Origin of the sequence: Microbacterium sp. H6, assembly GCF_003314775.1 — a bacterium.
Taxonomy (GTDB): domain Bacteria; phylum Actinomycetota; class Actinomycetes; order Actinomycetales; family Microbacteriaceae; genus Microbacterium; species Microbacterium oxydans.
Map to the genome: position 1 here is coordinate 1 of NZ_QOAY01000312.1, position 6,725 is coordinate 6,725.

6 protein-coding genes are annotated in these 6,725 nt (G+C 69.2%); 5 read left to right on the forward strand and 1 reads right to left on the reverse strand.

The features are described from left to right. Nucleotides 1–151: 151 nt before the first annotated feature. A complete protein-coding gene (locus DSP71_RS21375; protein ID WP_058631721.1) occupies nucleotides 152–1,054 on the reverse strand; it encodes a MurR/RpiR family transcriptional regulator in 903 nt (300 codons plus the stop codon). A 164-nt stretch (nucleotides 1,055–1,218) separates the two neighbouring features. On the opposite strand from DSP71_RS21375, the gene DSP71_RS21380 reads away from it, so the two are divergent. From DSP71_RS21380 to DSP71_RS21400, 5 genes are all read left to right on the forward strand, one after another. After that, entirely contained in the window at nucleotides 1,219–2,766 is a 1,548-nt protein-coding gene (locus DSP71_RS21380; protein ID WP_113682004.1) for an ABC transporter substrate-binding protein, read from the forward strand. 66 nt (nucleotides 2,767–2,832) lie between these two features. Continuing rightward, a complete protein-coding gene (locus tag DSP71_RS21385; protein WP_046747453.1) occupies nucleotides 2,833–3,804 on the forward strand; it encodes an ABC transporter permease in 972 nt (323 codons plus the stop codon). After that, nucleotides 3,801–4,688, forward strand: coding sequence for an ABC transporter permease (locus tag DSP71_RS21390; RefSeq protein ID WP_058631719.1), 888 nt, complete (start codon nucleotides 3,801–3,803; stop codon nucleotides 4,686–4,688). Before DSP71_RS21385 ends, DSP71_RS21390 begins: the two co-directional genes overlap by 4 nt. After that, on the forward strand, nucleotides 4,685–5,590 hold the full coding sequence (murQ, locus tag DSP71_RS21395) for an N-acetylmuramic acid 6-phosphate etherase (protein ID WP_113682005.1): 906 nt from the start codon (nucleotides 4,685–4,687) through the stop codon (nucleotides 5,588–5,590). The genes DSP71_RS21390 and murQ overlap by 4 nt, the downstream gene beginning before the upstream one ends. Further along, on the forward strand, nucleotides 5,590–6,725 hold a 1,136-nt coding region (locus tag DSP71_RS21400; protein WP_113682006.1), incomplete at its 3' end, for an anhydro-N-acetylmuramic acid kinase. The genes murQ and DSP71_RS21400, both read left to right, overlap by 1 nt.

The window sequence follows — 6,725 nt, forward strand, 5'->3', positions numbered from 1 at the left end:
AGCCCGGCGAACAGTGCGGGCACCGCGACGCTGAGGTCGGCCGCCATCGCCCGTTCGGCGGAAGGCAGGATCGCCGGCAGGAAGGCGGCCGTGACGCCGAGTCCCGCGAAGGCGGTGAACAGCCCGGCCCGTGCGCGTCGGGCGTCGTCGATCACGCCCCGGTCGTCCGCACGCGGTGCACGGCGGCGAAGGTGTCGCGCAGCGCCTCCATCGAGCGATCGTAGTTCGACTGGGCGACACCGATGAAGATGCAGTCGACCACCATCAGCTGGGCGATCCTGCTGCCGAGAGCTCCGGAGCGGAAGCCGGTCTCGCGCGCGGCGGTCGTGAGCACGATGTCGGCCTGATCGGCCAGCGGAGCGCCGGCGTGGTTGGTGATCGCGATGGTGGTCGCTCCCGCCTGACGGGCCAGCAGCAGGAACTCGATGGTGTCGGTCGTGGCACCGGTGTGGGAGACCGCGATCGCGACGTTGCCCGGCCCGAGCGTCGCCGCCGAGGTCCAGGCGGCATGCGGGTCAGACCACTCCAGAGCGGTGCGCCCGATGCGGGTGAGCTTGCGCTGCAGGTCGAGCCCCACGATGGAGCTGGCGCCGACACCGAAGATGTCGACCCTGGTCGACGAGGTGATGGCGTCGACGGATGCGCGCAGCGATTCGGTGTCGAGCACCTTGGCGGTGTCGGCGAGGGAGAGGGTCTCGGCGAGAGAGACCTTCGCGACGATGTCGGTCAGGGTGTCGTTGCGATCGATGTCTCCGGAGACGGCGGGCAGCGCGGCCGTGTCGAAGGTCTCGCGCTCGACGTCGCGCAGCACGTGATTGCGGAGTTCCCGCACGTGCTCGTAGCCGAGGCGCTTGCAGAACCGGACGACCGAGGTGGTGGACGTGTCGCAGCGCTGGGCGAGCTCGGCGACCGAGAGGCCCGCGGTTCCCGCGGGGTCGGAGAGGAAGAGATCGGCGATGCGCTGCTCGCTCGGACGCAACTCGGGGCGGATCGCCCGCATGCGGACGAGCACGGGGTGTGCGCCGGCTTCGTCGCGGGCGGCTTCATGAGGCATGGGGTCTCCGATCACTGTTCATAACAGTAGAGGAACTTCTGTTACATCTGTAGTGACGTTCGTGTACTTTTGGTACCAACCAAGACCGACGACGTTCACGGGGCGGCAGGCAACAGCGCCTGACCCGACGCCACGGCGGCCGTCACACTCAGGAGGATCCAGCAATGAGCACAGCACGCTGGGCGTCACTCGGCGCTCTCACGGCGACGGGCCTCGCCTTCGCCCTCGTCATCACCGGGTGCTCCGCACCCGCATCCGACCCGAAGCCCTCAGAAGGCGCTGCCGGAGGCGACCTCGTCATCGGCGTCACCAGCGACCCCGACACCCTGTTCCCCTGGAAAGCCACCCAGTTCCAGGCCGTCAACGTGCTGCAGAACCTCTACGGCACGCTGACCGAGTTCGACGAGGACCTGAACGTGGTTCCCGGCCTCGCCGAGTCGTGGGACGTCTCCGAAGACGGCCTCACCCTGACCTTCCACCTGCGCGAGGGCGTCACGTTCGCCGACGGCAGCACGTTCGGTTCGGAAGACGTGAAGTACTCGCTCGATGCGATCGCGGCCGAGGCCACGGCTGCCGTCGCGCGCAGCTCTCTCGCCTCCGTCACCGCGGTCGAGGCCACGGACGAGAACACCGTCACCCTCACGCTCAGCGCTCCGGACGCCGCCCTGCCCGCCAACCTCGCCGTGATCAACATGGCGATGCTGTCCTCGGACGACACCGAGGAGGGTCTGAACACCACGCCCAACGGCACCGGGCCCTTCATCCTGGATGACCGCAAGGCGAGCCAGTCGCTCACGCTCGCCAAGAACGAGGACTACTGGGGTGACGCCGCACTGCTCGACACCGTCGAGTTCCGCGTGATCCCCGACGAGTCGTCGATCGTCTCGGCGATGCAGTCCGGCAATGTGCAGCTGGCCGTGTTCGACGACCCGCTCGTCGCACAGACCGCCGAGGGCGCCAACGTCGAGGTCGCCACGACCCCGCAGCTGAGCTACCACGCCCTGCAGCTGAACGCGCAGCGCGGCGACCTCGCCGACGTGAACGTGCGCCTCGCCATCCAGTGCGCGATCGACCGCCAGGAGGTGCTCGACACCGCGGCCCTCGGCGAGGGCGAGGTCACCGGCCCCATCACCTCTCCCGCATACAAGTCCGACCCCGATGCACGCCCCTGCCCGGAGCGCGACCTCGACAAGGCCGCCGAGTACCTGAAGAAGGCGGGCAAGGAGGACGGCGTCACCATCAAGACGATCGTCTCCCAGGGCGAGTACGCCACCTCGGTGAACGAGGCGCAGAACCTGAAGGCGCAGTTGGCCGACGCCGACATCACCCTCGACCTCGAGGTGCTCGAGTCCGGTGCGTTCGTCGACCGCTGGATCGCGGCCGACTTCGATGCCGCGGTCGCCCTCAACGGCGGTCGTCCCGACCCCGACGGCATGTACGGCCGCTACTTCACCAGCACCGGAAACCTGAACAAGGTCGCCGGCTACTCCTCGCCCGAGCTCGACGCGCTGTTCGCGGAGGGACGCCAGACGGCCGACCCCGACAAGCGCAAGGACATCTACGCGCAGGTCTCCGAGAACCTCGAGGACCACGCGGCGTGGATCTGGCTGTTCACGAGCTACACCTACACGGCGACCGCGTCGACCGTCGACGGCTTCGTCCCGATGGTGAACGGCTCGCTGCAGTACCTGCGGACCACCTCCATCAAGTAGCGGATCGAGGGGGCGCGGCCGCCCCGCGCCCCCTCCTTCCCCGACGACAGGCACCCACACACGCGCATGTTCAGACAGCTCCTCCGCAACAGCGTGCTGCGACGCATCCTCGCAGCCCTCGGCACGCTCCTCGGCGTCGCCATCTTCGTCTTCCTGATGCTGCGCGCCATCCCCGGCGACCAGATCAGCTCCGGCCTCGGCACCGAGGCAGCCGCGCTCACGCCCTCGCAGCGCGCCGCCCTCGAGGCGTACTACGGCCTCGACCAGCCGCTCATCGTGCAGTTCTTCTCCTGGCTCGGCAACATCTTCACGGGCAACCTCGGATTCTCCTCCCGGGCACAGACGAGCGTCCTCGACCTCACGGCTGCAGCCCTGCCCGTGACGTTCGAGCTCGCGATCATCTCGATCGTGATCGCGCTGGCCATCGGCATCCCGCTCGGCATGCTCTCCGCCTCGAAGCCCGACTCGTTCCGCGACGGCGTCGGACAGGTGGTGGGTCTCGCCGGTCTCTCGATCCCCGCGTTCCTGCTCGGCACCGCGTTGCTCGCCATCCTCGCCCAGTCGTTCGGATTCAACCCCAACGGGCAGGCGTACGCGACGCTCTTCGAGGACCCGCTGCTGAACCTGCAGCAGATGCTGCTGCCCTCGATCGTGCTCGGCTTCGGCATCGCCGCGCCGATCATGCGTACGACCCGCACCGCGGTGCTCGAGATCCGCTCCAACGACTTCATCCGCACCGCCAGGGCGAAGGGCGTGCCCCCGCGTCGACTGCAGGTGCGCCATGTGCTCGGCAATGCCCTGGTGCCGATCGTCACGATGACGGGTCTGCAGTTCGGCTACCTCCTCGGAGGTGCGGTCGTGGTGGAGCAGATCTTCTCGCTCCCCGGTATCGGACGCCAGGTGCTGCTGGGCATCCAGCAGAAGGAGTACGCGCTCGTGCAGAGCACCGTGCTCGTGATCGCCCTCGCCTTCGTCATCGTCAACCTGCTCACCGACCTGCTCTACCGGGTCATCGATCCTCGGGTGCGTGCCGCATGACCGACATCTCTCAGACTCCGACCATCGCGCCCGGCGGCGGGCGCACCATGGAGCGCGTGCGTCTCCTGCTGCGCAGCCGGAGCGGTCTCGCCGGCCTCATCATCGTCGTGCTGCTCGCGGTGCTGAGCCTCGTCTCGGCGTTCGGCCTGCTGCCGTTCGATCCGCTCGCGCAGGATCCGCCGTCCCGTCTGCAGCCGCCGTCCGCCGTGCATTGGTTCGGCACCGACCAGTTCGGCCGTGACGTGTTCTCGCGCGTCGCAGCCGGCGTCGCCAACTCGGCGCTCATCTCCGTGGTCGCCGTGGCGTTCGCGACCGTCGTCGGCACGGTCTGCGGACTCATCGCCGGGTTCTACCGCGGCTTCTCCGACGGCGCGATCACCGCGATCACCAACGTGCTGTTCGCCTTCCCGCCACTGCTGCTCGCCCTGTCGCTGGCGTCCGTCTTCGACCGCAACTGGTTCACCATCGCCGTGGCCATCGCGATCGTCTACGTGCCGATCTTCATCCGCGTCACGCGCGGACCCGTGCTGTCGCTGCGCGAGGTGGAGTACGTCAAGGCGGCCAAGAGCACGGGGCAGAGCCGCATGGCCACCATGTTCCGACACGTGCTGCCGAACATCACCTCGATCATCATCGTGCAGGTCACCCTCTCCCTCTCGTGGGCTGTGCTGACCGAGGCCTCGCTGAGCTTCCTCGGACTCGGCACGCCGCCGCCGGCGCCCTCGCTCGGGTCGATGATCTTCGAGGCGCGGACGCTCGTCACGATCGCCCCGTGGACGATGATCGCGCCGGGCGTGATCGTCGTGCTCCTCGTGGTCGGTCTGAACCTGCTCGGCGACGGCCTGCGCGACAGCCTCGACCCTCGGAACAGAGGAAAGCGATGACCATGGAGGATCTCGGCGCACTGGCCACCGAGGCCAGCGACCCCCGTTACGCGGAGCTCGACCGGATGAGCGTCGCCGAGCTCGCGCAGACCATGAACGAGGCGGATGCCACGGTGCCGGCCGCGGTGCAACGCGCTCTGCCGCAGATCGTGCCGGCGATCGAGGCGACGGCCGCCCGCATGGCGCAGGGCGGACGCCTGGTCTACGTCGGCGCAGGAACTCCCGGACGCATCGGCGTGCTCGATGCCTCCGAGTGCCCACCCACGTTCAGCACCCCGCCTGAGCTCGTGTTCGCGATCATGGCCGGCGGTCCGGGTGCGATCGTGAACCCGGTCGAGGGTGCGGAAGACGACGCGGAGGCGGGAGCTGCGGCCATCGACGCGGCGGGGATCGGTCCGCTCGACACCGTGATCGGCATCGCCTCCAGCGGACGCACGCCGTACGTGATCGCGGCAGTGCGCCGGGCACGCGAGCGCGGAGCACTCAGCATCGGCCTTTCGTGCAACGTCGACACCGCGCTGAGTGCCGCCGCCGAACACGGCATCGAGGTCGAGGTCGGTCCGGAGGTGCTCTCCGGCTCCACCCGTCTCAAGTCGGGTACCGCGCAGAAGCTCGTGCTCAACATGTTCTCGACCATCTCGATGGTCCGGAACGGCAAGGCCTACGGCAACCTGATGGTGGATGTGAAGGCCACCAACCACAAGCTGCGCGAGAGGGCGATCCGGATGGTGCAGACCATCGCGGACGTCGACCGCGACGTGGCGGTGGCGGCCCTGGAGACGGCCGCCTACGACGTGAAGCTCGCGTCGATCATGATCCGCCGCGGTGAGGACCTCGCCGCGGCCACCGCACGACTGGACGCGGCCGATGGTCGGCTGCGCACCGCACTGGAGGAGAACTGATGCGCGTCCTCGGACTGATCTCCGGCACCTCGCACGACGGGATCGATGCCGCCGTCGTCGACTTCACGACCAGCGGAGGGTTCACCGACCACGGCGTGGATCTGCGCGGGAGAGTGCTCGCGGCGACGAGCGTGCCCTACGCGCCCGAGCTGCGGGCACGGCTGATCGCGGCACTGCCGCCGGCGCAGACCACCCTTGCCGAGGTCGCCGAGCTCGACACGCTCATCGGCCAGGCGTTCGCCGAGGTCGCCGCCGACATCGCCGCAGAGGTCGGCGGCGTCGATGCGGTCTGTTCGCACGGTCAGACCGTGTACCACTGGGTCGACGGCGCCCACGCGCTCGGCACCCTGCAGATCGGTCAGCCCGCCTGGATCGCCGAGAAGGTCGGCGTGCCCGTGGTGTCCGACATCCGCATCCGCGACATCACCGCGGGCGGACACGGAGCTCCGCTGGTGTCGTTCCTGGACGAGCTGCTGCTGCGCGGCCGCGCCGGCGTCTCGGCGGCGCTGAACCTGGGTGGCATCTCGAACATGACCGTGGTGCGGCCCGACGGCCTGGTCGCCTATGACATCGGACCGGCGAACGCGCTGGTCGACGCGGTCATCGTGGAGCACGGCCTCAATCCGCTCGGCTACGACGACGACGCCGCGATCGCCCGCACCGGACAGGTCGATGAGGCGCTCCTGGCCGCGCTGCTCGACGACCCGTACTACGCGCTCACGCCGCCGAAGAGCACCGGCAAGGAGCACTTCCACCTCGGCTACGTGCACGAGCACCTGGCAGCGCAGGGCCGCGAGATCGCGGTCGCCGATGTCGTGCGCACGCTCACCGAGCTGACCGTGCGCACCGTCGCGCGCGACGTGGAAGCCGCCGGGATCGGATTCCTCGCCGTGTCAGGTGGCGGCTGCCGCAACCCGCTGATCCTCGAGGGGCTGCGCGCCGCGCTCCCCGGGACCGAGGTCGTGCTGGCGGACGAGCTGGGGGCTGCGGCCGACAGCAAGGAGGCGATCCTCCTGGCGCTGATCGGCTGGTCCACGATGCACGGCGTGCCCGCGATCGTCCCCGGCGGCACGGGAGCGCGCGAGCCCCGGATCCTCGGCACCATCACGCCGGGCGTCGGCCCGCTGCAGATGCC

Coding starts and splice junctions, on each gene's coding strand:
- murQ (WP_113682005.1), top strand. CDS start 4,685: ATGACCATGGAGGATCTCGGCGCACTGGCCACCGAGGCCAGCGACCCC.
- DSP71_RS21390 (WP_058631719.1), top strand. CDS start 3,801: ATGACCGACATCTCTCAGACTCCGACCATCGCGCCCGGCGGCGGGCGC.
- DSP71_RS21375 (WP_058631721.1), bottom strand. CDS start 1,054: ATGCCTCATGAAGCCGCCCGCGACGAAGCCGGCGCACACCCCGTGCTC.
- DSP71_RS21380 (WP_113682004.1), top strand. CDS start 1,219: ATGAGCACAGCACGCTGGGCGTCACTCGGCGCTCTCACGGCGACGGGC.
- DSP71_RS21385 (WP_046747453.1), top strand. CDS start 2,833: ATGTTCAGACAGCTCCTCCGCAACAGCGTGCTGCGACGCATCCTCGCA.